Source organism: Pseudomonas sp. CC11G, assembly GCF_056174845.1.
Map to the genome: position 1 here is coordinate 231,453 of NZ_JBWBZC010000003.1, position 25,615 is coordinate 257,067.

A 25,615-nucleotide genomic window follows, 5' to 3' on the forward strand; every position below is an offset into this window, starting at 1 on the left:
ATCTGTTCGAAAATCAGTGCAGGGATGGTTTTGGAGCGGCCGATGCGGAGGGCTTCACGCATTCGGTGAACAGCAGCAGCGGCGCTACACGCAGGTATTCCATCACTTCCATATAGTCGTTTTCGCCGTCTTCGGATTCCTCCAGGGCTTCTTGCACCTGGGCAATCGCGGCAAGGTCTTGCAGCACTTCCATGGCTTCGCTGCTCAAGGCGGCGTCGCGGGCGGTCAAACCAAAACCGGCGAGAAAGCCTTGGCACCACTGACCCATGGCGGCGGCGCGGTCGGCCAGCGGCGCATCGTCGGATGGCAAAAGCAGAACGACGGTGACGTCATCGCCGGTCAGTTCGGCTTTGACCATTTCCTGCAGGCCGATAAGGGCGGCGCGGATGTTGTCGGCAGGCTCGGCGGTGAACAGGTCGGCGGCGTCCACCAGCCAGGCGTCGGCTTCAAAGCCGGCGCCGGCGCAGCTGCGGCCGAGCAACAGGCCGTGCAGCTCGGCAGGTGAGACGGGTTGACCGCTGCTGGCAAGCAGGGTGGCGAAAGCGCTATACGGGGAATTTTGAGTGGGCATTGGCAACTAGGCGCCAGAGGGCGCAATGACTAGAATGGAGGCCTAGTATCCTAGCACCGGCAAGCGCGCCAAGACCATTGGCGGACGTCAACGGGTTTCCCCCGCTGCCCGTGCCTTCCTATATAGTTTCGCCACATCAATTTCCTAGTGAGAGCCCATGGAAGACGCCGATCTGCACGCGCTCACCCTCAAGCTGGAACTGCTGATTTCGCGCGTCGAGCAGCTGAAAGCCGACAACCGCGCCTTACGTGCGAGCGAGCAGTCTTGGCGCGAAGAGCGCGCCCATCTGATCGAAAAGAACGAAATGGCCCGGCATAAGGTCGAATCGATGATTTCGCGCCTCAAAGCCCTGGAGCAGGACTAATGACCTCGAACACCGTTACCGTTCACATCCTTGATAAAGACTATTGCATCGCCTGCCCGGCGGACGAACGCGCCAACCTGGAAAGCGCTGCGCGCTACCTGGACGGCAAGATGCGTGAGATCCGCAGCGGCGGCAAAGTGATCGGCGCCGACCGCGTGGCGGTCATGGCGGCACTCAACATTACGCACGACCTGTTGCACAAACAGCAGCGCCTGGATCAGGACGTCAGCTCCACCCGCGCCCACGTGCGCGATCTGCTGGAGCGAGTCGACGGTGCCCTGGCCACCGATCAGGACAGCAGCCATAGCTGATTGCAGAGCGGTTTATTCGGGTATACTGGCCGCCGCTCCCTGGAGTGTGCGCCAGTTGGTGATGTCCCTGAGCCGATACGCACAAACCCGGGGGTTGCAAGTTGGAGCCGGTGTGCATGTCCGCCTGACGGAAAGCCTTAACGCTCCCTGCAACCTCCACCTTGAACTTTCGGGTTCAAGGGCTAAGCCGACAGCGGCACGCCGGGGGGTCTTACTTCTTCACTCATTGCCAGCCTTTGGCGTTGAGTTTTTCACCGGTTCGCGCCTGCGAGCCCTGGCCGTCACAGCATGCTGACCGCCGCCGATCTCTCCCGCCCGCAACTGCGTCGCCTGCTTCGTAAAGCACGGCGCGCACTCGGTGCGAGCGCCCAACGCCAGGCCGGCGAACAGCTTTATCGGCAACTTTCCCAACACCCACTTTTTCGTCGTGCACGGCATATTGCACTGTATCTGCCCACCGACGGCGAGATCGATCCGCGCCCACTGATGCGCGCTGCACAACGGCGCGGCAAGGCAACGTACCTGCCCGTTCTCAGTGCATGGCCACGAACCAAAATGGTGTTTCAGCGGGTGCGCCCGAATGAGCGCCTGCGACCCAACCGTTTTCGAATCGCCGAACCTACGGCCAACGCTCAACGCCAACGCAAAGTCTGGGCGCTGGATTTGATCATGTTGCCATTAGTAGGTTTCGACCCCGAGGGCGGACGCCTGGGGATGGGCGGCGGTTTCTATGATCGCAGCCTGGCGTATTTGCAGAGGCGCCATAATTGGCACAAGCCGACGTTATTGGGCGTGGCCCATGAATGTCAGAAAGTGGATCGCCTGGCGCTGGCCAACTGGGATGTGGTGTTGCACGCGACGGTAACGGACCAGGCCTGGTACCGCGGCAGCAGGGCCGCAACAAGTGCGGCACTCACCGGCGTCAGCAGTCAGCCTTAAGGCTGTTGCGACAATGTGACTGGAGCGTCGTTCTGACGGTCCCACAGGCTCTGGGTGTAACCGGTGGTTACGACACCCAGACCAAACAGAATTACCAAAACCCACAACAAATCTGGTTTACGTTTCTTCATCGATTGCCTCCCCCTCCAGGCAAATTTCGCACTAAACCCGCGACGTTTTTTGTTTTTGGACCGTCCGGCGGCGTTAGATTCAACTGCGCGGCATTCTCCAGCATGGTGCCTGCCTGTGCAATTCTGACGCCCACCGGCTGTCGTCTAAATGTGAGCAACGGCCCACAAAGACTTAACCCCACGAGCGAAGAGCAAAGTTCATGCCTCACTGGCTTATGAAATCCGAACCCGAAGAACTTTCCATCCACGACCTGCAACGCCTCGGCCACGCGCGCTGGGACGGCGTGCGCAATTACCAGGCACGTAACTTCGTGCGCAGCATGGCCGTGGGCGACCTGTTCTTCTTTTACCACTCCAGTTGCCCGGAGCCGGGCATTGCCGGAATCGGCCGGATTATTGCTTCGGCCTACCCGGACCCCACGGCGCTCGACCCGCACAGCCATTACTACGATGCCAAGGCCAGTGTGGAGAAGAATCCGTGGAGCGCCTTGGACGTGGAATTCGTCGAGGCGTTCCCCAGGGTCATCGCTTTATCAACGTTGCGCGAGCTGGCGGATTTAAGCGAACTACCCTTGGTTAAAAAAGGCAGCCGGCTTTCGGTGATGCCAGTCAGTGCTAGCGAATGGGCGGCGGTTTTAGCGATTTAAGGCTGCGCTCTGCATTAAGCAACACGGACACTGTGCATGGAATTAGAGAGCTTGCACGACACCACATCGTCACTACCCATCGCACGCCCGGCCTGGCGCGCCCGCCTGGCACTGGTGCTGCTGGCGCTGCTATTGCTCGGCGCCAGTCTGCTGCTGTGGCAGAAGATGGTGACCATCGAGCGCGCCCACGCCAATGAGCGCGTGGCCGCCCAGGCGCGCCTGCTGACCCGGCAACTCGAAGGCAGCCTCACCACCCAGGCGCAAGACCTCTACCGCGTGGCCAGTTTGTGGCAGCACCACGGCCGCCTGACCCGCGAAGAATGGGAACTCGAAGCGCGCTTTTCGCTGCAGAATTTCCGCGGCTATCAGGCCATTCAATGGGCCGACGCCGACCTGCACCTGCGCTGGATTCTGCCGCTAGCCGGTAACGAAGCGGCGATCAATTTCCAACTCACCCCAGCCCACCCCAATTACCTGTTGGCCATGCAGGCCAAGACCCAGGGCAAGGCAGTCTTTTCCAATAGCTTCGAACTGGTGCAAGGCGGCCGTGGTTTTGCCCTGTACACGCCGTTGTATGTGCAGAACGACCACGGCGACCGCACCTTCGATGGCTTCGTGCAAGGCATCTTCCGCGTTCAAACGTTGATGGACGAACTGCTCGACACCGTCGACAGCGCCGACTTCAACGTGCGCCTGCTGGAGTTTGGTCGCCCGCTGTACAGCCGCGAACAGGCCGACTTCAGCGCCGGCCTGCAGCAGGAGCTGCCGCTGCACCTGCTCAACAACCGCAACTTCACCCTGCAACTCAACCCCACCCGCAAGCTGGCGCAACAACTGTCCAGCCCGTTGCCGATGGTGGTGCTGGGCGCAGGACTGACCACCACGCTGCTTTTAATAGCGGCATTGGCGTTGGCGCTGGAAAACGCCCGCCGGGCCGGCGCCCTGCAAGCCAGCAACAGCCGGCTCAATGAGGAAGTGGGCAACCGGGAATTGATTGAGCAAGTACTGCGCGACAGCCGCGAGCGCTTGCAACTGGTGGTCGACCTCACCGACTCCAGCCGCGATGGGCTGTTTATCATCGACCCGCAAAACCGCAATATCCTGCATATGAACAAGGCCACCTACAGCAGCCTGGGCTACAGCGCCGACGAATTCCGCCAGCAATTGCGCGAGCAGCCGGAAAGCCTGCTGCTGGGCTTTCACGCCTGGGTGGAGTTGGTGCGCCAGGCCCAGCACGACAACCAGGGGAAGATTTTCCAACGGGAAATGCGCCGGCGTAACGGCAGCATTCAGCCAGCGGAAATCAGCGCGCAACTGGTGCAGGTGAACGGCCACGAATACTTGATTGGGGTGTCGCGCGATAACAACGAGCGCCTGCAACTCGAAGCGCAACTTCAGCACCTGTCGCAGCGCGATGGCCTGACCGGTTTGTACAACCGGCGCTTCTTCGACCACCAGCTACATAGCGAATGGCGGCGCCTGCAGCGTATTGGCGCGCCGATGAGTTTGCTGATGCTGGATGTGGATCACTTCAAAGCCTACAACGACCAGCTCGGCCATCTGGCCGGCGACGATGCTCTGCGCAAAGTGGCGACCGCCCTGCAAGATTGCCTGCTGCGCGATGGCGATGCGGTGTGCCGCTATGGCGGCGAGGAGTTTGCGCTGATTCTGGCCAACACCGACCAGGCCGGCGCCGAGCTGATTGCTACGCGCATTCACAAGGCGCTGGCCGAGCTGCACCTGCCCCATCCTGGCAGCCCGCTGTCACGCCTGACCGCGAGCATCGGCTTGAGTACGGTGACGCCGAGTCGCGACAGCCACCCCGACAGCCTGGTGGCCCATAGTGATCAGGCGCTGTACCAGGCCAAGCATCAGGGCCGTAACTGCACGTGTGTGTGGCTCACCAGCTGAGCGCCGGCGCGCTTATTGAACGATGAGGTTGTTGAAAAGCAGGTCTTCCACCAGTGGCTTGCCCTCTTCCTGGGTCAGCACATCCTGCACCTGCTTCAACGCTTCCTGGCGCAGCTTTTCCTTGGACTCGACGTTGCCCATCGCCTCGTCAGTCTGCTGGGAAAACAGCATCACCAGCTGATTGCGGATCAGCGGCTCGTGGTGCTCGACCTTGGCTTCGGCATCGCTGCCGGTCACCTGCAAGGCGATGTCGGCCTTGAACACTTTCAGCTTTGGACCGGTGCCGTAATTACCCACCAGCGCAGGCACCAGGCTGATATAGGCCACTGTCGGCGTCTTGCCTTCCTTTTCCCCCTCACCGCCACCCTCTTCGTTGGCCAGGGCCGCGAACGGTAGAGAGAGGGCCATCAACAGAACAAACCAAGCTTTCACAGTGCGCATCCTCGACTGGGTATCTGCTCTAGCATAGCGATAGCCCGGCGCTTATACACCTTTATCAGGCCAGGCCATGCTCGTTGACCCTCGCGGCCACGCACCTACACTGCCAAGCCATAACTCTGCGAGGAACACTCCAATGAAAGCCGTGTTGTGCAAAGCCTTCGGCCCTGCCGAAACCCTGGTACTGGAAGAAGTCGCCAGCCCAGAACCGAAAAAGAACGAAGTGCTGCTCGACGTACACGCCGCCGGCGTGAACTTCCCAGACACCCTGATCATTGAAGGCAAGTACCAGTTCAAGCCGCCGTTCCCGTTCTCGCCAGGTGGCGAAGCCGCCGGTGTCGTGGCCGCTGTGGGCGAGAAAGTCACCCACGTAAAACCGGGCGACCGGGTGATGGCCCTGACCGGCTGGGGCAGCTTTGCCGAGCAGGTTGCCGTGCCGGGCTACAGCGTGATGCCGATTCCGGCAGGCATGGACTTCGCCAGCGCTGCCGCGTTCGGCATGACCTACGGCACCTCGATTCACGCCCTCAAGCAGCGCGCCAATCTGCAACCGGGCGAAACCCTGTTGGTACTCGGCGCTTCCGGTGGTGTCGGCCTGGCCGCCGTGGAAATCGGCAAAGCCATGGGCGCCCGCGTAATCGCTGCCGCCAGCAGCGCTGAAAAACTGGAAGTGGCCAAGGCCGCTGGTGCCGACGAGCTGATCAACTACAGCGAAGGCAGCCTGAAAGAGAAACTCAAAGAGCTGACCGGTGGCCAAGGCGTGGACGTGATCTACGATCCGGTCGGCGGCGATCTTTTCGAAGAAGCCTTCCGCTCCATCGCTTGGAACGGTCGCTTCCTGGTTGTCGGTTTCGCCAGCGGCACCATTCCGTCCCTGCCCGCCAACCTCACCCTGCTCAAAGGCGCTTCGCTGGTTGGTGTGTTCTGGGGCGCGTTTGCGCAGCGTCAGCCGGGCGACAACGCCGCCAACTTCGACCAGCTGTTCAAGTGGTTCGCCGAAGGCAAGGTCAAACCGTTGGTTTCGCAGACCTTCCCGCTGACCGATGCCGCCGGTGCGATCAATGCGCTGGGCCAACGTAAAGCAGTGGGTAAAGTGGTCGTGCAGGTGCGCTAAGCGCTCGCTAACTGCCAATAAAAAACCGCCTTCTGGCGGTTTTTTTGTTTGGAGGATCTCGTCTACAGGCGGGAGAGGCTTTAGCCTCGATGCTTTTAGCGCGGGGCGTACGCGAACACATCTGCGCGCATCTGGTGGGCATCCATACCGGCGTCCACCAAGGCATCCAAGGTCGCGTACACCATCATCGGCGAGCCACTGGCGTAAACATGCAGCGGCTTGAGATCGGGGAAATCTTCACGCACGGCTTCGTGCAGCAAACCGCAACGGCCTTGCCAGCCACAGACATCGCTGACCACCTGGTGCAGGGTCAGATTCGGCATCTGCTGCCAGTCAGCCCAATGCGGCAACTGATAGAAATCATCCGGCCGACGCGCGCCCCAATACAGGTGCACGGGGTGTTTAAAGCCAGCAGCCCGGCAGTGTTCGATCAGGCTGTGCATCTGCGCCATACCGGTACCGGCGGCAATCAGAATCAACGGCCCATCGGGCAGCTCTGCCAGGTGCGCATCCCCAAACGGCATCTGCACTTCCACCAACGGCTCGCGCTGCAACTGGGCGAGCAGGTTTAGCGCGCTGTCTTCGCGGCCGAGGATATGCAGCTCCAGCTCGCGGCCTTGGGACGGCGCCGAAGCAAGCGAGAACGCCGATTGCTCGCCATCGTCACGGCGAATCAGCACGTACTGCCCGGCGTGATAACGCGGTGGCTTGCCGGCCGGTGCACGCAGGGTAACGCGCCACACATCGCCGCCCACTGCTGTGCACGCCACGACCTGACAACGCAGGGTGCGCAACGGCAACTCGCCGGGAGCCAACACGCCATCCCAATGCAACACGCAATCCTCCAGCGGTTCGGCCAGGCACGTGAACAATTCACCGTGGTCGCGGGCCTCGCCGTTCTGCTGCACGGAGCCCTCGACCAGCAAGGCCGCGCAGATATGGCAGTTGCCATTGCGGCAGGCTTGCGGGCATTGATAACCGAGGCGGCGCGCAGCATCCAGAATACGCTCGCCGGGGTTTACATCCAGCACCGCGCCGGAGGGTTGCAGGGTTACTTTCATCACTCTATTCCAAGGTCCTTCCACATCGCATCGACCCGCAGGCTTACGGCTTCATCCTTGACGATCACCCGGCCCCATTCGCGCGTGGTTTCGCCCGGCCACTTGTGGGTGGCGTCCAGGCCCATCTTCGAGCCGAGGCCGGAAACCGGCGAGGCGAAGTCGAGGTAGTCGATCGGCGTGTTGTCGATCAACACCGTGTCGCGCTTGGGGTCCATGCGCGTAGTAATGGCCCAGATCACGTCGTTCCAGTCCCGCGCATTGATGTCGTCGTCGGTCACGATAACGAACTTGGTGTACATGAACTGGCGCAAAAACGACCACACACCGAGCATTACGCGCTTGGCATGCCCCGGATACTGCTTCTTCATGGTCACCACCGCCATGCGGTAGGAACAGCCTTCGGGCGGCAGGTAGAAGTCGGTGATTTCCGGGAACTGCTTTTGCAGAATTGGCACGAACACTTCGTTCAACGCCACGCCGAGAATTGCCGGCTCATCCGGCGGGCGGCCGGTGTAGGTGCTGTGGTAAATCGGTTTTTGCCGCCGGGTAATTCGTTCGACGGTGAACACCGGGAAAGAGTCCACTTCGTTGTAGTAGCCGGTGTGGTCGCCGTAGGGGCCTTCATCGGCCATCTCGCCGGGGTGAATCACGCCTTCCAACACGATTTCGGCGCTGGCTGGAACTTGCAGTTCACTTCCGCGGCACTTGATCAGCTCGGTACGGTTGCCCCGTAGCAAGCCGGCGAACGCGTATTCGGAAAGGCTGTCCGGCACTGGCGTTACGGCGCCGAGAATGGTCGCAGGGTCGGCGCCCAGGGCAACAGCCACCGGGAACGGTTGGCCGGGGTGTTTCTCGCACCACTCTTTAAAATCCAGCGCACCGCCGCGATGGCTGAGCCAGCGCATGATCACCTTGTTGCGGCCGATCACTTGCTGACGGTAGATACCGAGGTTTTGCCGGTCTTTGTTCGGCCCCTTGGTTACGGTGAGGCCCCAGGTGATCAGCGGCCCGACATCGCCCGGCCAGCAGGTTTGCACCGGCAGTTTGCCGAGGTCGACGTCGTCGCCCTCTTCGATCACTTCCTGGCACGGCGCGTCTTTAACCACCTTCGGCGCCATGGAAATGATCTTTTTGAAGATCGGGAGTTTCGACCAGGCGTCTTTCAAGCCTTTCGGCGGCTCCGGCTCCTTGAGAAAGGCCAGCAGCTTGCCGATTTCGCGCAATTCGCTCACCGCTTCGGCGCCCATGCCCAGGGCCACACGCTCGGGCGTACCGAACAGATTGCCGAGCACCGGCATGTCGAAGCCCGTGGGGTTTTCAAACAATAGGGCCGGGCCCTTACGGCGCAGGGTGCGGTCGCAGATTTCGGTCATTTCCAGCACCGGCGACACCGGCAGGCTGATGCGTTTCAGCTCGCCGCGTTGTTCCAGGCCACGGATAAAGTCGCGCAGATCGCGATACTGCATGCTTGAGCCTCGTGTAGGGCGCTCGAAGGGAAGTGCGAAGTTTAGCCTGCCGGGGCGACGCAATGGGCGCTGCGCAGGTAGCAAAAAGCCGGGTTTCCCCGGCTTTTGCCTGTCTTCGCGATGTTACTTGCGCTTCATCGACTGGAAGAACTCGTCGTTGGTCTTGGTCGCTTTGAGGCGATCGAGCAGGAACTCGATAGCCGCGATCTCGTCCATCGGGTGCAGCAATTTACGCAGGATCCACATGCGCTGCAGCTCGTCTTCGGCCGTCAGCAACTCTTCGCGGCGGGTGCCGGAACGGTTGATGTTGATGGCCGGGAATACGCGCTTTTCAGCGATGCGACGGTCCAGGGGCAATTCCATGTTGCCGGTACCCTTGAACTCTTCGTAGATCACTTCATCCATCTTCGAGCCGGTTTCAACCAGCGCGGTGGCGATGATGGTCAGCGAGCCGCCTTCTTCGATATTGCGCGCGGCGCCGAAGAAGCGTTTTGGCTTCTCCAGGGCGTGGGCGTCGACACCACCGGTGAGTACCTTGCCGGAGCTCGGGATCACGGTGTTGTAGGCACGCGCCAGACGGGTGATGGAATCGAGCAGAATGACCACGTCCTTCTTGTGCTCGACCAGGCGCTTGGCCTTCTCGATCACCATTTCGGCAACCTGCACGTGGCGGGTTGGTGGCTCGTCGAACGTGGAAGCAACCACTTCGCCGCGCACGGTGCGCTGCATTTCGGTTACTTCTTCCGGGCGCTCGTCGATCAGCAGAACGATCAGATGGCACTCGGGGTTATTGCGGGTGATGTTTGCCGCGATGTTCTGCAGCATGATCGTTTTACCGGCTTTTGGCGGTGCCACGATCAGACCGCGTTGACCCTTGCCGATAGGGGCACAGAGGTCGATAACACGGCCGGTCAAGTCTTCGGTGGAGCCGTTGCCGGCTTCCATCATCAGCCGCTTGGTAGGGAACAGCGGCGTCAGGTTTTCGAACAGGATCTTGTTCTTGGCGTTCTCTGGGCGGTCGAAGTTGATGGTGTCGACCTTGAGCAGAGCGAAGTAACGCTCGCCTTCTTTCGGCGGGCGGATCTTGCCAACAATGGTGTCGCCAGTGCGCAAGTTGAAGCGGCGGATCTGGCTAGGCGAAACGTAGATGTCGTCCGGGCCGGCCAGGTACGAGGCGTCGGCGGAACGCAGGAAGCCGAAGCCGTCCTGGAGGATCTCCAGCACGCCATCACCGGAGATTTCCTCACCGCTTTTCGCGTGCTTTTTCAACAGGGAGAAAATCACGTCCTGCTTGCGCGAACGGGCCATATTTTCTATGCCCATCTGTTCGGCCATTTCTAGCAGGTCGGTAATCGGCTTTTGCTTGAGTTCAGTCAGATTCATATAGGAATGACGTAATCATGAAGGAGGGGGAAAATAAGCGTTTAGCTTATGAGGCCGGGCTGCGCAGAGGCAGCATGATCGCCTGCTTGTTTATCGATGGGTATCGAGTAGGAATGCGTCGGCGACGGCTTACGATGAGCAACGGAGGAACCGTTGCGAGGCCGAATGTACCATCGGCTTTGCGGAGCGTCTAGTGCCGAACCAATGAAAAAGCCCCGCACAGGACGGGGCTTTCAGGCGCAAAGGAGAAAACCCTTACGACTTAGATGTTGCTGTCGAGAAATGCTGCGAGTTGCGACTTGGACAGTGCGCCAACCTTGGTGGCTTCGACGGCGCCGTTCTTGAACAGCATCAGGGTCGGAATACCACGCACGTTGTATTTCGGCGGGGTGTCCTGGTTTTCGTCGATGTTCAGTTTGCAGACTTTCAGTTTGCCTTGGTAAGTCTGGGCAATTTCGTCCAGAACAGGGGCAATCATTTTGCACGGACCGCACCATTCAGCCCAGTAATCGACCAGCACCGGGCCATCAGCCTGGAGCACATCCGAATCAAAGCTGGCGTCGCTGACGTGGGTAATGAATTCGCTCATGGAAACTCTCCAGGGTCGCAAGGATGTAAAGTGGCGCCATCATAGCCCGGCTTTGTCCTCACCGAAAGCGGCTACCGATTGAGCTTCGCTATGGTGCAGCGCGCAAATGCTGATCATGCATTGAACTAAAAACTGCCGTGGTCGCTCCGTTTCTGTAGGGCCCGCGCTGATGCTGGTCATAATTACGACGTACAGCATCGGCATACTGCGCGGCCAAACCTTGTCACCGCCCGACCTGCGGCTATAAAGAACAACTCCAGCATCGACATCACGTCTGGCCCTCTCGCGTTGGCGCAGGCGCCCGATCATGGCAGGATGTCGCGCTACAGCTCTGAGACCCTCACACCATGCCGCAAAGCCCCGCCAAGCATTTCTCCATGATCGCCGCCATCGACCTCGGCTCGAACAGCTTCCATATCGTTCTGGCCAAAGCCGACCACGGCGAGATCCGTATTCTGGAGCGCATGGGCGAAAAGGTGCAGCTGGCCGCCGGTATCGATGAGAACCGCGAACTCAATGAAGAAGCCATGCAACGCGGCCTCGACTGTCTGCGCCGCTTCGCGCAACTGACCAACAGCCTGCCGCCGGGCGCCGTTCGCGTAGTGGGCACTGCGCGCGAGGCGCGTAACCGCTCGGTGTTTATCCGCCGCGCCGAGGAAATTCTCGGCCATCCGGTGGAAGTGATTTCCGGACGTGAAGAAGCACGCCTCATTTATCTCGGTGTATCCCACACCCTGGCCGATACCCCCGGTAAACGCCTGGTAGCCGATATCGGCGGTGGCAGTACCGAATTCATCATCGGCCAACGCTTCGAACCGCTGCTGCGCGAAAGCCTGCAAATGGGTTGCGTGAGTTTCACCCAGCGTTATTTCCGCGACGGCAAAATCACCCCGGCGCGCTACGCACAGGCCTACACCGCCGCGCGCCTGGAGCTGATGGGTATTGAACACGCCCTGCGCCGCCTGGGCTGGGATGAAGCTGTTGGCGCTTCGGGCACCATCCGCGCAGTCGGCCTGGCAATCAAAGCCGGCGGCCATGGCAATGGTGAAGTGACGGCTGAAGGCCTGGCCTGGCTCAAGCGCCGGGTGCTCAAACTGGGAGAAGTCGACAAGCTCGACATGGACGGCATCAAGCCGGACCGCCGTGCAATTTTCCCGGCGGGCCTGGCGATTATCGAAGCCGTCTTCGATGCCATGGACCTGCACACCATGACCCACTCCGAAGGCGCTCTGCGCGAAGGTGTGCTGTATGACCTGCTGGGCCGTCATCACCACGAAGACGTGCGTGAGCGCACCCTGAGCGCGCTGATGGAGCGTTACCACGTCGACCCGGAGCAGGCGCAACGCGTTGAAGCCAAAGCCCTCGAAGCATTGGACGATGTCGCTGCCTCTTGGGGCCTGGATGAAGAATGGCACCGCGAGATTTTGAGCTGGGCCAGCAAGGTGCATGAAGTGGGCCTGGATATCGCCCACTACTCCTACCACAAGCACGGCGCCTACCTTGTGGAGCACTCGGACCTCGGCGGTTTTTCCCGCCAGGACCAACAGATGCTCGCCCTGCTAGTGCGTGGGCACCGGCGCAATATTCCCAAGGACAAATTCGCCGAGTTCGGCGACGAAGGCATCAAGCTGGTGCGTCTGTGCGTGCTGCTGCGCTTTGCCATTTTGTTCCACCACATTCGTGGCACGCAGGAAATGCCCAAGGTAAAACTGCGGGCCAGTGACGACAGCTTGGACGTGGTGTTCCCCGAAGGCTGGTTGGCGGCTAACCCGCTGACGCAGGCGGATTTTGAAGCCGAGGCCGAGTGGCTGAAGCGCATCGGACTAACCCTCAGCGTGGCGTAATCGCCGCCAACAAAAAGCCGCTCGATTGAGCGGCTTTTTTATGCGCCTTGTCCCGTCCTGAATAAGGTTTACACCTTCTGACCTATTTTCAGGAGGACTCAATGGATTCGGGGAAAAGGCGCAGCCAGCGCGATTACACCTTGGCTTTTAAACTGGCGGTCGTTGATCAAGTCGAAAAAGGCGAGTTGAGTTATAAAGACGCTCAAACCCGCTATGGCATCCAGGGCAGGTCGACAGTGTTGGTGTGGTTACGCAAGCATGGTCGGCAGGACTGGAGCCAAGGCGCCTCCATTCGAGTTCAGAGGACCCGTGCCGTGAACGAGCCATCTGCACCGCTGACGCCAGAACAGCGGATCAAAGAGCTTGAAGAGCAGCTCGCCTTGAGCAACCAGAAGGCTCAATTTTTTGAAGCTGTCGTGAATGTTCTAAAGAACGACTACGGCGTTTCCATCGTAAAAAAGCGACCCGGCAAGTCCTCTCGCAAGGGCAAATCGAAGGCCTGAGTGTTACCAGGGCTTGCCTGTTCATGGGGATTTCGCGCCAGGCTTACTACAAGCGAATCTGGGCCGCCGAAGCCCGCGACCAGCATGATCAGAACGTGCTGGAGTTTGTCTTGGAGAAGCGCCGTCGCCAGCCAAGACTGGGGACGCGCAAGCTGCATCACTTGCTGCATATCGACGCTGAAGCGGGCCTACAAGTTGGTCGGGATCGCTTGTTCACGATCTTGCGAGAGGCCCGAGAACTGGTGCCTCGCAAGCGTGCCTACCACAAAACCACCCACAGCCATCATCGGTTCCGGCGCCATCCCAACCTGCTAAAAGAAGGGCCTGCACAAATCGTTGCTACGGGGCCTGAGCAAGTTTGGGTGGCCGACATAACCTACCTGCCGACCCAAGAAAACGTGGCGTATCTAAGCCTGGTGACAGATGCCTTCTCGCGAAAAATTGTGGGACACCACGTGCATGAGACGTTACACACAGAGTCGGTACTCAAGGCTTTGAAAAAAGCCGTGGGCGAGCGAAAAACTGATCAGCAGTTGGTCCATCACTCAGACCGTGGCGCGCAGTACTGCTCGGACCTTTACCAACGTCTGCACATCAAGCACGGCATCACTTGCTCCATGACCGATGGCTACGACTGTTACCAGAACGCGATGGCCGAGCGGGTGAACGGGATTTTGAAGATGGAGTTCCTGCTGCATCGCCCCAAAAACCTCGCGCACGCACGGAAGATGGTGGACGAGTCAGTGGGGATTTATAACGAAGAGCGGCCACATCTGGCCTTGGAATACAAAACGCCCGATGCGGTGCATCGGGCGTTTTGAGAGTGAAACAGGTGTAAACCTATTTCAGGACTAGACACCTTGGTTGGGCTTCGCTGCGCTCAACCCAACTTACATCGCGAGTAGGTTGGGTTGAGCGCAGCGAAGCCCAACACCATCAACGCACGCTAAGCGGCGGATTGGTGAGCTTTTCCAGCAAGGTCGCCTGGGCGCTGCGCGCGTTCTGGTTGCCGGTCGGGCTGGAACGCACATAGCGGCCATCCGATTGCAGCACCCAGCTGTGAGTGTTGTCGCTGAGGTAAGACTCCAGTTCCTTCTTCACCCGCGTGATCAGTTTCTTGCCTTCCACCGGGAAGCAGGTTTCCACGCGCTTATCCAGGTTGCGCTCCATCCAGTCAGCGCTCGACAGGTAAATCTTCTCGTCGAAGTCATTGAGGAAATAGAAGACCCGCGTGTGCTCCAGGAAGCGACCGATGATCGAGCGCACATGGATATTGTGCGACACACCGGCGATACCCGGCCGCAGGCAGCACATGCCGCGCACCACCAGGTCGATGCGCACACCGGTCTGGCTGGCTTTGTACAACGCACGGATGATCTTCGGATCGGTCAGCGAGTTGAACTTGGCGATGATATGCGCCGGCTTGCCTTCGGCGGCCAGCGCGGTCTCGCGGGCGATCATGTCGAGCAGAGTTTTCTTCAGCGTGAACGGCGCGTGCAGCAGCTTTTTCATGCGCAGGGTTTTACCCATGCCAATCAGCTGACTGAACAACTTGGACACGTCTTCGCACAGCGCATCGTCGGAGGTGATCAAGCTGTAGTCGGTGTACAGCCGCGCGTTGCCGGCGTGGTAGTTACCGGTGCCCAGGTGGGCGTAACGCACGATTTCGCCGGCCTCACGGCGCAGAATCAGCATCATCTTGGCGTGGGTTTTAAAGCCCACCACACCGTAGATGACCACCGCACCGGCCGCTTGCAGACGGCTGGCCAGTTGCAGGTTGGACTCTTCGTCAAAGCGCGCACGCAGCTCGATAACCGCCGTCACTTCCTTGCCGTTGCGCGCAGCGTCCACCAGCGCGTCGACGATTTCGGAGTTGGCGCCGCTGCGGTACAGCGTCTGCTTGATCGCCAGTACATGCGGGTCTTTTGCTGCCTGACGCAGCACGTCGACTACCGGCGTAAACGACTCAAAGGGATGCAGCAGCAGGATGTCCTGCTTGCTCACCACGTTGAACAGGTTGTCGCTGTTCTGCAGCAGCTTGGGGATAACCGGGGTGAACGGCGCGTACTGCAGCTCCGGGTGGCTATCCAGGCCGGTGATGCTGAACAGGCGAGTCAGGTTGACCGGGCCGTTGACGCGATACAGCTCGCTCTCGCTCAGGTTGAATTGCTTGAGCAGGTAATCGGCCAGGTGCGCCGGGCAGGTATCGGCAACTTCCAAACGCACGGCATCGCCGTAACGACGCGAAAACAGCTCGCCGCGCAGTGCGCGCGCCAGGTCTTCCACGTCTTCGGAATCCAGCGACAAGTCGGCGTTTCGGGTCAGTCGGAATTGATAGCAGCCTTTTACCTTCATGCCTTGGAACAGGTCATCGGCGTGGGCGTGAATCATCGACGACAGAAACACGTGGTTGTCGCCAGGGCCGCCGACTTCTTCCGGCACCTTGATCACCCGCGGTAGCAGACGCGGCGCGGGAATAATCGCCAGACCGGAGTCGCGGCCAAAGGCGTCAATGCCTTCGAGCTCGACGATAAAGTTCAGGCTCTTGTTCACCAGCAACGGGAACGGGTGCGTCGGGTCGAGACCGATCGGCGTAATGATCGGCGCGATTTCGTCGCGGAAGTAACGGCGCACCCAGGCTTTGATCTTGGTGGTCCAGTAACGGCGACGAATAAACGTGATGTTGTGCTTGGCCAGCAATGGGAACAGCACGTCATTGAGGATGGCGTACTGGCGGTGCACCTGCTCGTGCACCAAGGTGCTGATCTGCGCGAGCACCTGATGCGGTTGCAAGCCGTCAGCGCCGGCTTGTTCGCGGGCGAAAGTGATTTGCTTCTTCAGCCCGGCCACACGAATTTCGAAGAACTCATCCAGGTTGCTGGAAAAGATCAGCAGAAACTTCAGGCGTTCAAGCAGCGGGTAGGACTCATCCAGCGCCTGCTCCAACACGCGAATGTTGAATTGCAGTTGCGACAGCTCACGGTGGATATACAGGCTGCTGTCGTCCAGACCAGGAATGGGTGCCGGTACAGCGACGGGCTCAGGTGCAGCGGCGACCGGCTCTTCAACGGCCGGTTCCGGCGCGGGCTCAGCTGCGGTTTTCTCCGCAGCGGCCTTGTCGACCGGAGCCTTTTCAGCGGCGGCTTTTTCAGCAGCCGGTTTTTCGACGGTCGCTTTTTCCGCTGCCGCCTTGCCGGTCACTGCCTTTTCCACCACTGCTTTTTCCACGACGGCTGAGTCGTTCAGCTCATCCGTTTTGCTGAGTCCTTCGCTGTTCATTACGTATTCCCGAACGGGCTTACTGCCCTTGCTTTAATAGTTGTGCCGCACGCACGGCGAAATAAGTGAGGATGCCATCGGCACCCGCGCGCTTGAAGGCGGTGAGCGATTCGAGGATCACCGCCTCACTGAGCCAGCCATTCTGGATAGCCGCCATGTGCATCGCGTACTCGCCACTGACTTGATAGACAAAGGTCGGTACACGGAATTCCTCTTTCACCCGGTAAAGAATATCCAGGTACGGCATGCCGGGTTTGACCATCACCATGTCCGCGCCTTCGGCGAGGTCCGCCGCCACTTCGTGCAAGGCTTCGTCGCTGTTGGCCGGGTCCATCTGGTAGGAAGCCTTGTTAGCCTTGCCCAGGTTCAGCGACGAGCCGACCGCGTCGCGGAACGGACCATAGTAGGCGCTCGCGTACTTGGCGGAATAGGCCATGATTCGCACATTGGTGTGATCGGCTAATTCCAGCGCTTCACGGATGGCTTGAATGCGGCCGTCCATCATGTCGGACGGCGCGACCACTTGGGCACCGGCGTCGGCATGCGACAGCGCTTGGCGTACCAGGGCATCGACGGTGATGTCGTTCTGCACGTAGCCGTGCTCGTCGAGAATGCCGTCTTGGCCGTGGGTGGTGAAGGGGTCGAGCGCGACGTCGCTGATCACGCCCAGCTCAGGAAATTTCTCGCGCAGCGCGCGGATAGCACGCTGGGCGATGCCGTCCGGGTTCCAGGCTTCGCGACCGTCGAGGGTTTTCTTCTCGGCCGGGGTCACCGGGAACAGGGCCAGGGCCGGAATACCCAGGGCCACCCAGGTTTCGGCTTCTTTAAGCAGCAGGTCGATCGACAGACGCGCCACGCCGGGCATCGAGGCCACTTCTTCGCGGGCGTTTTCACCGTCGAGCACAAACACCGGCAGGATCAGGTCGTCGACCGTCAGCACGTTCTCGCGCACCAGGCGACGGGAAAAATCATCGCGGCGGTTACGGCGCAGGCGGGTAGCGGGAAACAGACGATTGGCGGGGGTAAAGCTCACGGCAGACTCCTGGGCCCGCACAAACGGGCGAGTGTGACAGTTATAGGCGGCCATTATGACCAAAGAATGACAAAAGCTGGCACCTATGCGACGGCGCGCCGCAGCCAACGGCCGTTCTTCCTTTGAATAGACTAAGGGCTGATGCGTCACGCTTTCCCCTGACGCGCTGGCAGGTTAGGCTGCGCGTTCATTTCGCTGTGCACGCTGACGATGCTCCAACAATTTCTGCAGGACTTCGGTTACCTCGCCTTGTTTCTCGGCACCTTTTTCGAAGGCGAGACCATTCTGGTATTGGCCGGTTTCCTCGCGTTCCGTGGCTACATGGACATCAATCTGGTGGTGGTCACGGCCTTCTTCGGCAGTTATGCCGGCGACCAGCTCTGGTACTACATGGGCCGCAAACATGGCCGCCGCCTGCTGGCGCGCAAACCGCGCCTGCAGAAGATGGGCGACAAAGCCTTGGGCTATATACAGCGCCACCCCGACTTGTGGGTGCTGAGCTTCCGCTTCGTGTACGGCATGCGCACCGTGATGCCGGTGGCCATCGGCTTGTCGGGTTATCCGCCGCTGCGTTACCTGATCCTCAACGGGATCGGTGCCATCGTCTGGGCCTCCGTGCTGGGCTATGCCTCGTTCCACTTCGGCTCGGTGATGGAAAGCATTCTGGGCAACATCAAGAAGTACGAGCTGTGGGTACTGGGCGCTCTGGTACTGATCGGCGCAGCCTTGTGGCTACGCCGCTACCTCAAATCGCAAAAGGACTGATCAGGCCGGCACGGCGCTGGCGCCTCGACGCGTCATCACCAGCAACGCCGCGCCACTGATCAGGCTGTAGCCCACCAGCAAACTCCAGCCCAGGCCACTGATCGGCAACAGCCCGACCTGCTCGGCCAGCCACAACGCCGGCGCGTTCAACAGCAAACGCAGTGCCTCCAGCCCAAGCGCATGCGGGCGGTTCTCCAGCCACGCGCCCAACACATACAAACCAAACGCCATCCACGCACAGCTACCCAGCAGCACAGCCACACTTTGCGTCGCGCCATTGGCCAGCAGGTAACTGCCGGCCGCCACGTACAGCACGAATTGCACCGCGGCATACAACTGCTGAACCGGCCGCAGCGGCACGTGGAATTTCTCGAACTGGGCGAGATCAGCCTTCGCCTGCGGGTACTGGGCTGCCACATCGGCCGGACGCCAGCCGGTGCGCATAAACCAGATACGCAGCTTGTCCCAGACAGAGCCGGCGCGCGCCGCGTCCTGCCAGAGCACTGCATAAAACTGCAGGTTGGCCCACAGCGGGTTCCAACTGGCCAGCGGCGTGGTTACGCCGAACACCACCGGTTCTTCGTCCAACTCCTCCTGGAAGGTGCCGAACAGCCGATCCCAAATGATGAAAACGCCGCCGTAGTTGCGGTCCATATACACCGCGTTCTGCGCATGGTGCACGCGGTGGTTGGAGGGCGAGATAAACACCCATTCAAACCAGCCGAGCTTCGGAATATGGCGGGTGTGTACCCAGAATTGGTACAGCAGGTTCAGCGCCGCCACCGTCAGAAACACCAGCGGCGGAATGCCCAGCAGGGCCATGGGCAGGTAGAAGATCCAACCGAAAATCCAACCGGTGCTGGTCTGGCGCAGCGCCGTGGACAGGTTGTATTCCTCGCTCTGGTGATGCACCGAATGCGCCGCCCATAGCACATTGCGCTCATGGCCCAGGCGGTGGTTCCAGTAGTAGCAGAAGTCATAGAACACAAACGCGAACACCCAGACCCACAGGTTCTGCGCCGACAAGTCCAGCAGGCCCCAGTGCTGCCAGGCGAAGGTGTAAGTGAGCAGGCCTACCACTTTGGTCAGCAACCCCACGGTGGTCGACAACACGCCGGCACTCAGGCTGTTGACGGCGTCCGCCAGGCGATAGGTGCGCATGCCGCGCCAGCGGTCGGCGACCAGTTCCAGAGCAATCAGCAGGAAGAAAAAAGGTACGGCGTAGAGGACGTAATTCATGGCTCACCCATCATTGTTATTGTCCGGCCACTCGCTTGGACTATAGGCCGTGATGCTATCTCCCTCTGGCGTGGTACACCGCGACATCAGGTGACAACCAAAGCGGCATTTAGCGACAGACGCCTCTGAAACAGGCCGTTACGCCGACAAACGACATTTTCATGACACCGTTTGCGGCAAACTGCGGTCCAAACTCATATCAACCTGACAGCACACAGTTGGTCGAGGGCGCTGGGCGGCCTGGAAAGCGCCAAGCAGAGTGAATAGGCCGAGTAGTCGGCCAACCCACGAGAAACGGAGAATCGCCATGCATAAGAAAGTCGCTGTAATTCTCTCCGGCTGCGGCGTTTATGACGGCGCAGAAATCTACGAAAGCGTTATCACGCTGCTGCGCCTGGACCAACGCGGCGTCGACGTACAGTGTTTCGCCCCCAATATTGCCCAGCACCATGTGGTCAACCATCTGACCAGTGAAGAAATGCCGGAAACGCGCAATGTGCTGGTGGAAGCGGCGCGTATCGCCCGCGGCGCCATCAAGGACATCCGCGAAGCCAATGCCGACGACTTCGATGCGCTGATTGTGCCCGGCGGTTTTGGCGCGGCGAAAAACCTCTCAGACTTCGCCGTGAATGGCGCAGACCTGACCGTGCAACCCGAAGTGCTGGCTTTGGCCAAGGCGTTCGCGGCAGCGAAAAAACCCGTCGGCCTGATCTGCATTGCCCCGTCCATGGCCGCGAAAATTTTCGGCCCCGGCGTCGTCTGCACCATTGGCAACGACGCCGACACGGCCGCCGCCCTCACCCAGATGGGTGCCGAACACCAGGCGTGCACGGTGGACGATATCGTCGAAGACCCAACGCACAAGCTGGTCACCACGCCGGCCTATATGCTCGCCACCTCCATCAGCGAGGCCGCCGCCGGCATCAACAAGCTGGTGGACCGGGTGCTTGAGCTGGCCACTTCCCCCAACTGACGCCGCAACACCTCTACCACCGCTACCACCGGCCAGGATGGCCCACGACAACAAGGATGTTTCGCCATGCAACCACGCCTCTCCCACGGGCTTACGCTGCCCGAACTGCTGATAACCCTGTGCCTGCTGGCGATTGTCGTCAGCATCGGCATGCCCTCGCTGAATCAGCAGCTGCACAAAAACCGTCAGGAAAACTTGCGGCACAGCCTGCTCAGCCATCTCAAGGCCACCCGCAGCGATGCCGTCTCCGGCAACCAGCGCGTCGAGCTCTGCGGCTCCAGTGACGGCGTGCAGTGCGACCATCGCTGGAACGACGGCTGGCTGATGCGCGACCCGCTCACCCAAACCGCTCTGCGTTTTTCCGCGCAAACCGGGCGAGACCGTCTGCGGTGGACCGGCGCCGGCCAGGCCAATCAGACCATCGTGTTTCAGGCCAACGGCAACATGGCCTCGAGCAACGGCCGCTTTATTCTCTGCACCGCCGAAGGCCGCGTGCTCTGGCAACTGGTCATCAACCGCCAGGGGCGCGTGCGCCAGACTGTCGGGCTGGAAACAGGGCAGAGCGACGGCGAACTGTGCCGCTGATTCCTCATCGCTGAAGTAGCGCTGTGAGCTTTCCTACGGGCAACGGCAACGCGCCTGCTTCATCCCACCGTGCTTTAGCAGAACAATCGAGGTGCCTTACGGGGCAAGGAGTACCACTCGATTGGCTATGGCACAGGGAGCGCCAGCATGAACAGCACACGGACACCTTCATCACCTGCTTTTGCATCACCCACCCCACGTTTTCCCTCGCGTATACCTGCGCACTTCAAGGCCGCCGGCTTCAGCCTGGTGGAGGTATTGGTCACCGCCTTGCTTATTGGGGTCGGCCTGCTCGGCATGATCACCCTGCAAGGCCGGGTCATCGCCTACACCACCGAGGCAACGCAACGAATCACGGCAGCGATGTTGGCCGGTGACCTGTTGGAATTGATCCGCGCGACACCCTCCAGTTGGGCGCTGTATTTGCAAAACGGCGCCTCGGCCAACTCCAACGCCACCTCCTGCGCCGCTACCCCGGCGACACCCGCCGCTCAATTGGCCTGCTGGCGAGCCGAGGTCGCCAGGTTACTTCCCGGCTCAAGCGACCTGCCGGCCGGCACCACCTATGTATGCCGTTCGCCCGCTGCCGGTGTGTGCTCCGCGCAAGGCGAGGCCATCGAAATCCAGGTGGCCTGGACGGGCAGCCAAGGCGCCTGCCCGACGGCCAATGCGTACTGCCACGTGCGCCTGCGCAGCGAAATCTAGGGGGCAGTCGTCATGATCAAATTCACCCAACATGGCCTGTCGCTCATCGAACTGCTGGTGGCACTCTCGATCGCCTCCTTCCTGGCGCTGGCAGCGGCGCAACTGGTGGTCGACAACACCAACAGCGTGCTGTTTCAGCGCGCACAGGCCGATAACCAGAGCAACGCGCGCTTTACCCTGCTATGGCTGGACCGGCAGCTGGCCCGCACCGGTTTCAAGCGCAGGCCGGACCAATCCCTGCAAGCGGCCTTCCCCGCCCTCAGCGAAGCTCAGTCTGGCGTGGCGGGCTGCGCCTTCGCTGCCGGGCAGGTGATCAAACCAGTGAGCCAGAAAGCCCTGTGCATTCGCTATCAACCCAGCGACCGCCTCGAAGTCGACTGCCTGGGCAACGGCCGCCCCGCCAATGCCAGCAGCCTGGCGCAGCCCTATGCCGAACCTGCCGAGGCCTATATCGAGAAACTGGCGGTCAACACAAGCCAGCAACTGGTCTGCACCAGCAAAGACGGCTCCGCCACCCTGATCGAAGGCATCGCCGATGTGCGTTTTGATTATGGCGTGGGCCTTTACGGCATCGCCGATGCCACCACCTACACGGCCACTCCGGCCAGCAACGATCCGGTGCGCAGTGTTCGCTACGCAGCGCTGCTAAGCACCGCTGCGCCTGCCCGCGCGACGAGCAGACACGCCGCCGCCTGGCGCTACTGGCACGGCACGGCCACCCCGAACTCCGCGCCGGACCGGCTCTATCAAGTGATCAAAGGCACCACTGCACTCAGGAACCTCTTGCCATGACACTCAACCCACAACGCGGCAGCGTGCTGATTGTGACCCTGATTCTGTTGCTGATCGTGACCGCGCTGGCGGTGTCCAGCGCGCGCGACAGTGCCTTGGAAACCCAGGTAATGGCCCGGCATCTGGAACAGCAGCGTTTGTTCAACGCCGCCGAGGCGGGCTTGCGCGACGCCGAACGGCAAATCGCCCAGGCTGCGTCCCCGTTGCCCTCCTGCGGCGCGCCGCCGTGCCTGCTGGGCCTGGCCACTAACCACGCGGTGGATTTTGCCCTCGCCACCGTCTATCCCGGCACCTTCGGGCCCGCGCCGACCGGCGCCAGCGTGCGTTGGTATGTGCGTCAGATCCCCCCTGCGGCGCAACAACCGGTAGAGGCCGCCTACGGCGAAGCAGCCAGAACCGAAGGCACCCTTTACTACGAAGTCAGCAGCCAGGCGTTTTTCCCCCATCTGGCGCCGTCCAACCTCAACGTCAACTGTGCGGTGGCGGTGGTTTGCCTGCGCGCGGTGGTGGCCCGTACGTACTTGGAGGACCAGCCATGAAATGGCTTTTTATCCCGGTGCTGCTGATGGTTTGCGCGCAGCTCTGGGCCGCGACGCCCAGCGGCGACGAGTACTTTCCTGCGCTGCTCTGCCATCGCCCGGCAGCCCCCGCCCGCTCGGTAGCCGCCGAGCAGCCCAATACCCGCCTGCGCACCCGCTTTGACCCGCGCCACTGGTCCGGTGAACTCAGCAAAGAGCGGCTGACGACAATGGGAAAAGCGGTTGAGCTGTGGCGGGCCAGCGAGCAGTTTCCGTTCCAGCGACAGATCAAGATCACCGCCGGTAGCGACCACGCAGGCCTGGTCGACTTCACCTGGGCCAGCCTGGATGCCGCGCAGCAGACCCTGCTCAACAGCAGCCCGCAAGGCGTGCTCGACGGTTACGGGGCGGCCCGCGTGCAGCTGTTGCGCGGCGAACCCTGCGCCGGGCTGGAAGGCTGCGAGACCCTGCGCCAGCAGTTGCCCCGCCTAGGCGATAGCGTCACTGCCCGGCCGCTAGCCGTCGGCCCGCCCGATCGCGACACGGCCACCATGGAACGCTACGACGGGCCGCCAGGAGCCTACGCCGCCTTCAAGAGCACGCCGCGACGCACCCAGGTGTATGTCGGCGCCAACGACGGGATGTTGCATGCTTTTGACGGGACCACTGGAGCGGAACGTTTGGCGATCATTCCGGCGGCAGTCACGGCCAAACTCTCGGCGCTTACGTCTCCCGGCTACGCCAATGGCGCTGCGCACCGCTACTACGTCGATGGCCCGCTGGTGGCCCAGGACGTGTTTTTCGCCAACGCCTGGCACACCGTGCTGCTTGTCAGCCTGGGTGCCGGCGGGCGAGGTCTGTTCGCCCTGGATGTAACCGACCCCGACCGAATTACGCTGCTGTGGGAGTTCGACGCTCGCCACGATGCCACCCTCGGCCACCTGCTGACCGCGCCCACCATCGCCCGCTTGCACACTGGCCAATGGGCCGCCTTGCTGGGCAATGGCATGGATGCACCCGGCAACCGCGCCAGCCTGCTGTTGCTGGATATACAAAGCGGCGCCCTTATCCGCCGCCTGGATACCCCGCTGCCGACCGCCGGCCTGGCGATGCCTCTGGTGACGGACACCAATGCCGATGGTTACGCCGATTACGCCTATGCCGGCGACGACCTCGGCAACCTGTGGCGCTTCGACCTGTATGACTCCAGCCAGGGCAACTTGCAAAAACCACCGCCTGAGCGGCCGGTCAACGCGAGCGCGTTTCGCCTGTCCTTCAACGGCCAACCGCTATTCCGCGCGCCGACCAAGCCAAGCAACCCGCTGGCGCAGCCGATCAGCCTGGCCCCGGCCATCGTGAGCCATCCTTCGGAGACCGGTTACCTGATCATTGTCGGCACCGGGCAGAACCACCTGCAGGCCGACCGCGAAGGGCAAAGCCTGTACGGCATCTGGGACCGCCATACCCGCGGGGAAGATACCCAGGACCGCGCCACCGTGAGCGTCGCCGATCTGCAGCAACAGCACCTGCACCCGGTGCCCGGCAGCAACGGCCTGGCGTTCAACCTGAGCCGCCACCCAGTTGACTGGCGTCAGCGCGAGCACGACGCACAGGGCAAGCTGGGCTGGTACATCGACTGGCAGCCGTCCACCGGGAATGCCGCCAGCGAGCGCCTGGTGGACACCGCGAAACGCCTCGGCGAACTGCTGTCGTTCAGCACCCGCATTCCCAGTCTTGCGCCTTGCGAGCTCGATATTCAAACGCGCCTGTATGTGATCGACCCTGCTCTGGGTGGCAGCGCACCGTTTCCAGTGTTTGATCTCAACGGTGACGGTCAGGTCGACAGCCAGGATGGCAACGAAGGGCTGGCCCCGGCGGGCATTGCCGCGGCGCCAGACACGCACATCACGCAAGACCCGGCCAGCGGCAAGCCCTGTGTGCTGGGCGAAGCCGGATGCGCTCCCCTGTCGTTGGGCCCGAGGGCCAATGGCCGGCAAAGTTGGAGGGTCATCAGCGATGGCACACCGTAAACCCCATGCCGGCGGCTTCAGCCTGCTGGAGCTGCTGGCCGTGCTAGCGATCATCGGTGTGCTGTATGCCATGGTGATGCCGCAGTACCGCCAGCACGTGCTGCGCAGCAGTCGTACCGAAGGACAGGCCCTGCTGGTGGATGCCGCCGCGCGCCAGGCACGCCACTACGCGCAGCATCAGCACCACATCACCGCCACCAGCGCACTGGGCGAGCTGCAACTGCCCTCTGGAGAAAACGGTGAGGTACGCAGTAACAACGGCCTGTACCGCCTCACCAGCGAACCGGGCGACGGTGGCTACCGGTTGCGCGCCGAACCGCTGGGGCCGCAGCGCTCGGATACGGCGTGCGCCACGCTGTGGCTGGATGGCGTTGGCAGAACGGGCACCACCGGCACCGTCAGTGCGCTGGAATGCTGGAAATAG

At 61.2% G+C, this 25,615-nt stretch carries 26 protein-coding genes and 1 other RNA gene; 17 read left to right on the forward strand and 10 right to left on the reverse strand.

The genetic code is table 11. From position 1 onward, the window contains the following. Positions 1-13: 13 nt before the first annotated feature. Positions 14-571 (reverse strand): YecA/YgfB family protein, encoded by a 558-nt coding sequence (locus tag AC0V2S_RS05660; protein WP_475508876.1) that lies wholly within the window; start codon positions 569-571, stop codon positions 14-16. 157 nt (positions 572-728) lie between these two features. Between AC0V2S_RS05660 and AC0V2S_RS05665 the strand changes: the two genes are divergently transcribed. The 4 genes from AC0V2S_RS05665 to AC0V2S_RS05680 all read left to right on the forward strand — a co-directional run bounded on the left by AC0V2S_RS05665 (position 729) and on the right by AC0V2S_RS05680 (position 2,185). Continuing rightward, entirely contained in the window at positions 729-935 is a 207-nt protein-coding gene (locus tag AC0V2S_RS05665; RefSeq protein WP_475508877.1) for a TIGR02449 family protein, read from the forward strand. After that, entirely contained in the window at positions 935-1,246 is a 312-nt protein-coding gene (locus AC0V2S_RS05670) for a cell division protein ZapA (protein WP_108097941.1), read from the forward strand. Before AC0V2S_RS05665 ends, AC0V2S_RS05670 begins: the two co-directional genes overlap by 1 nt. 33 nt (positions 1,247-1,279) lie before the next feature. Continuing rightward, a non-coding RNA gene (gene ssrS, locus AC0V2S_RS05675) (6S RNA) lies at positions 1,280-1,458 on the forward strand. A 76-nt stretch (positions 1,459-1,534) separates the two neighbouring features. Beyond that, entirely contained in the window at positions 1,535-2,185 is a 651-nt protein-coding gene (locus AC0V2S_RS05680) for a 5-formyltetrahydrofolate cyclo-ligase (RefSeq protein WP_475508878.1), read from the forward strand. Here AC0V2S_RS05680 and AC0V2S_RS05685 read toward each other — a convergent pair. Beyond that, positions 2,182-2,316, reverse strand: a complete 135-nt coding sequence (locus AC0V2S_RS05685; protein ID WP_108097943.1) for a hypothetical protein — start codon at positions 2,314-2,316, stop codon at positions 2,182-2,184. The genes AC0V2S_RS05680 and AC0V2S_RS05685 overlap by 4 nt on opposite strands. Positions 2,317-2,516: 200 nt before the next feature. Here AC0V2S_RS05685 and AC0V2S_RS05690 point away from each other — a divergent pair, with 200 nt between their 5' ends. Further along, the gene (locus AC0V2S_RS05690) at positions 2,517-2,963 is read left to right on the forward strand and encodes an EVE domain-containing protein (protein WP_475508879.1); all 447 of its coding nucleotides are present in this window, start codon (positions 2,517-2,519) and stop codon (positions 2,961-2,963) included. A gap of 36 nt (positions 2,964-2,999) precedes the next feature. Further along, positions 3,000-4,874, forward strand: a complete 1,875-nt coding sequence (locus AC0V2S_RS05695; RefSeq protein ID WP_475508880.1) for a sensor domain-containing diguanylate cyclase — start codon at positions 3,000-3,002, stop codon at positions 4,872-4,874. A 12-nt stretch (positions 4,875-4,886) separates the two neighbouring features. On the opposite strand, the gene AC0V2S_RS05700 is transcribed toward AC0V2S_RS05695, so the two are convergent. After that, complete coding sequence (locus tag AC0V2S_RS05700; protein WP_475508881.1) at positions 4,887-5,315, reverse strand: flagellar basal body-associated protein FliL; 429 nt, start codon at positions 5,313-5,315, stop codon at positions 4,887-4,889. 133 nt (positions 5,316-5,448) lie between these two features. Between AC0V2S_RS05700 and AC0V2S_RS05705 the strand changes: the two genes are divergently transcribed. Beyond that, on the forward strand, positions 5,449-6,426 hold the full coding sequence (locus AC0V2S_RS05705) for an NADPH:quinone oxidoreductase family protein (RefSeq protein ID WP_475508882.1): 978 nt from the start codon (positions 5,449-5,451) through the stop codon (positions 6,424-6,426). 95 nt (positions 6,427-6,521) lie between these two features. Here the strand turns inward: AC0V2S_RS05705 and AC0V2S_RS05710 are convergent, their stop codons facing one another. The 4 genes from AC0V2S_RS05710 to trxA form a co-directional block, all read right to left on the reverse strand. Next, on the reverse strand, positions 6,522-7,487 hold the full coding sequence (locus AC0V2S_RS05710; protein ID WP_475508883.1) for a CDP-6-deoxy-delta-3,4-glucoseen reductase: 966 nt from the start codon (positions 7,485-7,487) through the stop codon (positions 6,522-6,524). After that, complete coding sequence (gene ubiD / locus AC0V2S_RS05715) at positions 7,487-8,953, reverse strand: 4-hydroxy-3-polyprenylbenzoate decarboxylase (protein ID WP_475508884.1); 1,467 nt, start codon at positions 8,951-8,953, stop codon at positions 7,487-7,489. The genes AC0V2S_RS05710 and ubiD overlap by 1 nt, the downstream gene beginning before the upstream one ends. Positions 8,954-9,076: 123 nt before the next feature. After that, positions 9,077-10,336 carry a transcription termination factor Rho gene (gene rho, locus AC0V2S_RS05720; protein WP_475508885.1) on the reverse strand — a complete coding sequence of 420 codons (1,260 nt, stop codon included), beginning with the start codon at positions 10,334-10,336 and terminating at the stop codon, positions 9,077-9,079. A gap of 262 nt (positions 10,337-10,598) precedes the next feature. Further along, the gene (gene trxA / locus AC0V2S_RS05725; RefSeq protein ID WP_457440514.1) at positions 10,599-10,925 is read right to left on the reverse strand and encodes a thioredoxin TrxA; all 327 of its coding nucleotides are present in this window, start codon (positions 10,923-10,925) and stop codon (positions 10,599-10,601) included. Between the two features lie 347 nt (positions 10,926-11,272). Here trxA and ppx point away from each other — a divergent pair, with 347 nt between their 5' ends. Next, positions 11,273-12,769: an exopolyphosphatase gene (gene ppx / locus AC0V2S_RS05730; RefSeq protein WP_475508886.1), complete on the forward strand. Its 1,497-nt coding sequence runs from the start codon at positions 11,273-11,275 to the stop codon at positions 12,767-12,769. A gap of 101 nt (positions 12,770-12,870) precedes the next feature. Beyond that, positions 12,871-14,093, forward strand: a protein-coding gene (locus AC0V2S_RS05735) for an IS3 family transposase (protein WP_475508031.1) whose coding sequence is annotated in 2 segments (ribosomal slippage) — positions 12,871-13,222 and positions 13,222-14,093 — 1,224 coding nt in all. Because the reading frame shifts where the segments join, the coding sequence is not laid out codon by codon here. 115 nt (positions 14,094-14,208) lie between these two features. Here AC0V2S_RS05735 and ppk1 read toward each other — a convergent pair. Together ppk1 and hemB are read right to left on the reverse strand one after the other, a co-directional pair. After that, positions 14,209-16,551: a polyphosphate kinase 1 gene (gene ppk1 / locus AC0V2S_RS05740; protein ID WP_475508887.1), complete on the reverse strand. Its 2,343-nt coding sequence runs from the start codon at positions 16,549-16,551 to the stop codon at positions 14,209-14,211. A 19-nt stretch (positions 16,552-16,570) separates the two neighbouring features. Next, positions 16,571-17,584 (reverse strand): porphobilinogen synthase, encoded by a 1,014-nt coding sequence (gene hemB / locus AC0V2S_RS05745; RefSeq protein WP_475508888.1) that lies wholly within the window; start codon positions 17,582-17,584, stop codon positions 16,571-16,573. A gap of 210 nt (positions 17,585-17,794) precedes the next feature. Between hemB and AC0V2S_RS05750 the strand changes: the two genes are divergently transcribed. Then, entirely contained in the window at positions 17,795-18,349 is a 555-nt protein-coding gene (locus AC0V2S_RS05750; RefSeq protein ID WP_475508889.1) for a DedA family protein, read from the forward strand. Here the strand turns inward: AC0V2S_RS05750 and AC0V2S_RS05755 are convergent, their stop codons facing one another. After that, complete coding sequence (locus AC0V2S_RS05755) at positions 18,350-19,588, reverse strand: sterol desaturase family protein (RefSeq protein ID WP_475508890.1); 1,239 nt, start codon at positions 19,586-19,588, stop codon at positions 18,350-18,352. It abuts the gene before it with no gap. A 307-nt stretch (positions 19,589-19,895) separates the two neighbouring features. Between AC0V2S_RS05755 and elbB the strand changes: the two genes are divergently transcribed. The 7 genes from elbB (at position 19,896) to AC0V2S_RS05790 (ending at position 25,615) form a co-directional block, all read left to right on the forward strand. Next, positions 19,896-20,561, forward strand: coding sequence for an isoprenoid biosynthesis glyoxalase ElbB (gene elbB / locus AC0V2S_RS05760; protein WP_475508891.1), 666 nt, complete (start codon positions 19,896-19,898; stop codon positions 20,559-20,561). 66 nt (positions 20,562-20,627) lie between these two features. Continuing rightward, complete coding sequence (locus AC0V2S_RS05765) at positions 20,628-21,146, forward strand: GspH/FimT family pseudopilin (protein WP_475508892.1); 519 nt, start codon at positions 20,628-20,630, stop codon at positions 21,144-21,146. 147 nt (positions 21,147-21,293) lie between these two features. Continuing rightward, on the forward strand, positions 21,294-21,851 hold the full coding sequence (gene pilV, locus AC0V2S_RS05770; RefSeq protein WP_475508893.1) for a type IV pilus modification protein PilV: 558 nt from the start codon (positions 21,294-21,296) through the stop codon (positions 21,849-21,851). Positions 21,852-21,863: 12 nt separating this feature from the next. Continuing rightward, positions 21,864-22,643 (forward strand): PilW family protein, encoded by a 780-nt coding sequence (locus AC0V2S_RS05775; RefSeq protein ID WP_475508894.1) that lies wholly within the window; start codon positions 21,864-21,866, stop codon positions 22,641-22,643. Beyond that, the gene (locus AC0V2S_RS05780) at positions 22,640-23,182 is read left to right on the forward strand and encodes a pilus assembly PilX family protein (protein ID WP_475508895.1); all 543 of its coding nucleotides are present in this window, start codon (positions 22,640-22,642) and stop codon (positions 23,180-23,182) included. Before AC0V2S_RS05775 ends, AC0V2S_RS05780 begins: the two co-directional genes overlap by 4 nt. After that, positions 23,179-25,191, forward strand: a complete 2,013-nt coding sequence (locus AC0V2S_RS05785; protein WP_475508896.1) for a pilus assembly protein — start codon at positions 23,179-23,181, stop codon at positions 25,189-25,191. The genes AC0V2S_RS05780 and AC0V2S_RS05785 overlap by 4 nt, the downstream gene beginning before the upstream one ends. Further along, positions 25,178-25,615: a type IV pilin protein gene (locus tag AC0V2S_RS05790; protein ID WP_475508897.1), complete on the forward strand. Its 438-nt coding sequence runs from the start codon at positions 25,178-25,180 to the stop codon at positions 25,613-25,615. Before AC0V2S_RS05785 ends, AC0V2S_RS05790 begins: the two co-directional genes overlap by 14 nt.

What these genes read in the sequence shown, in the direction of transcription:
- AC0V2S_RS05785 (WP_475508896.1), top strand. Translation starts at nt 23,179, where the DNA reads ATGAAATGGCTTTTTATCCCGGTGCTGCTGATGGTTTGCGCGCAGCTC.
- AC0V2S_RS05780 (WP_475508895.1), top strand. Translation starts at nt 22,640, where the DNA reads ATGACACTCAACCCACAACGCGGCAGCGTGCTGATTGTGACCCTGATT.
- AC0V2S_RS05665 (WP_475508877.1), top strand. Translation starts at nt 729, where the DNA reads ATGGAAGACGCCGATCTGCACGCGCTCACCCTCAAGCTGGAACTGCTG.
- ppx (WP_475508886.1), top strand. Translation starts at nt 11,273, where the DNA reads ATGCCGCAAAGCCCCGCCAAGCATTTCTCCATGATCGCCGCCATCGAC.
- AC0V2S_RS05755 (WP_475508890.1), bottom strand. Translation starts at nt 19,588, where the DNA reads ATGAATTACGTCCTCTACGCCGTACCTTTTTTCTTCCTGCTGATTGCT.
- AC0V2S_RS05790 (WP_475508897.1), top strand. Translation starts at nt 25,178, where the DNA reads ATGGCACACCGTAAACCCCATGCCGGCGGCTTCAGCCTGCTGGAGCTG.
- AC0V2S_RS05750 (WP_475508889.1), top strand. Translation starts at nt 17,795, where the DNA reads ATGCTCCAACAATTTCTGCAGGACTTCGGTTACCTCGCCTTGTTTCTC.
- AC0V2S_RS05695 (WP_475508880.1), top strand. Translation starts at nt 3,000, where the DNA reads ATGGAATTAGAGAGCTTGCACGACACCACATCGTCACTACCCATCGCA.
- AC0V2S_RS05705 (WP_475508882.1), top strand. Translation starts at nt 5,449, where the DNA reads ATGAAAGCCGTGTTGTGCAAAGCCTTCGGCCCTGCCGAAACCCTGGTA.
- AC0V2S_RS05775 (WP_475508894.1), top strand. Translation starts at nt 21,864, where the DNA reads ATGATCAAATTCACCCAACATGGCCTGTCGCTCATCGAACTGCTGGTG.
- ppk1 (WP_475508887.1), bottom strand. Translation starts at nt 16,551, where the DNA reads ATGAACAGCGAAGGACTCAGCAAAACGGATGAGCTGAACGACTCAGCC.
- ubiD (WP_475508884.1), bottom strand. Translation starts at nt 8,953, where the DNA reads ATGCAGTATCGCGATCTGCGCGACTTTATCCGTGGCCTGGAACAACGC.
- AC0V2S_RS05670 (WP_108097941.1), top strand. Translation starts at nt 935, where the DNA reads ATGACCTCGAACACCGTTACCGTTCACATCCTTGATAAAGACTATTGC.
- AC0V2S_RS05710 (WP_475508883.1), bottom strand. Translation starts at nt 7,487, where the DNA reads ATGAAAGTAACCCTGCAACCCTCCGGCGCGGTGCTGGATGTAAACCCC.
- AC0V2S_RS05690 (WP_475508879.1), top strand. Translation starts at nt 2,517, where the DNA reads ATGCCTCACTGGCTTATGAAATCCGAACCCGAAGAACTTTCCATCCAC.
- AC0V2S_RS05680 (WP_475508878.1), top strand. Translation starts at nt 1,535, where the DNA reads ATGCTGACCGCCGCCGATCTCTCCCGCCCGCAACTGCGTCGCCTGCTT.
- AC0V2S_RS05685 (WP_108097943.1), bottom strand. Translation starts at nt 2,316, where the DNA reads ATGAAGAAACGTAAACCAGATTTGTTGTGGGTTTTGGTAATTCTGTTT.
- rho (WP_475508885.1), bottom strand. Translation starts at nt 10,336, where the DNA reads ATGAATCTGACTGAACTCAAGCAAAAGCCGATTACCGACCTGCTAGAA.
- AC0V2S_RS05700 (WP_475508881.1), bottom strand. Translation starts at nt 5,315, where the DNA reads ATGCGCACTGTGAAAGCTTGGTTTGTTCTGTTGATGGCCCTCTCTCTA.
- AC0V2S_RS05660 (WP_475508876.1), bottom strand. Translation starts at nt 571, where the DNA reads ATGCCCACTCAAAATTCCCCGTATAGCGCTTTCGCCACCCTGCTTGCC.
- AC0V2S_RS05765 (WP_475508892.1), top strand. Translation starts at nt 20,628, where the DNA reads ATGCAACCACGCCTCTCCCACGGGCTTACGCTGCCCGAACTGCTGATA.
- trxA (WP_457440514.1), bottom strand. Translation starts at nt 10,925, where the DNA reads ATGAGCGAATTCATTACCCACGTCAGCGACGCCAGCTTTGATTCGGAT.
- elbB (WP_475508891.1), top strand. Translation starts at nt 19,896, where the DNA reads ATGCATAAGAAAGTCGCTGTAATTCTCTCCGGCTGCGGCGTTTATGAC.
- pilV (WP_475508893.1), top strand. Translation starts at nt 21,294, where the DNA reads ATGAACAGCACACGGACACCTTCATCACCTGCTTTTGCATCACCCACC.